Annotated in this window: 1 pseudogene; it reads right to left on the bottom strand. The window is 45.6% G+C overall.

Going from position 1 to position 480, the window contains the following annotated elements:
• Window positions 1–480, bottom strand: a pseudogene (locus HC176_RS16295) (trehalase); the annotation flags it as partial.

Below are 480 nucleotides of genomic sequence, written 5' to 3'. Positions count from 1 at the left end.
AGTACCTGATCCCTGCTGAATCTGTTGCCGGCACATACAGCCGCTGTACGCTGTCTTCGGCTTTGGAATCTTTAAGGATCTTCCTCAGCCCTTTTCGGTCGATGGTTCGGGTAAGATCATCCCAAAATTGTTCTTTAATTCGGCGGGAAATGCGCTGCGAAGGCGGCTCTTTGATTTGCTCAAGGTCAATTCGCAGGGTTTCCTTTTCTTCGGCCCGGGCTATTGCGAGCTCCTGAAGCAGATTTGACAAATAATAGATGCGGTCAATCGCTATTGAATCCCCTTCGGAAACAGGGACCAAAAATGGCATTTTTGGATCATCTTCTATGGTGATCTTTTTGTCACCATCGGTGTCGGCTTCTTTAAGGAGTCGTTCGAAAGTTGGCTCCACCTGAAGTTCTTTTATTTCAGTTTGCGCTAAGATCTGATCTGAAATTCCGAAGAAACAAAGGATCAGGAGAAACTGTCCAAAAACTTTTA

The sequence above is a fragment of the Tamlana crocina genome, assembly GCF_012037625.1.
This window is presented reverse-complemented; position numbering and strand designations above follow the sequence as displayed.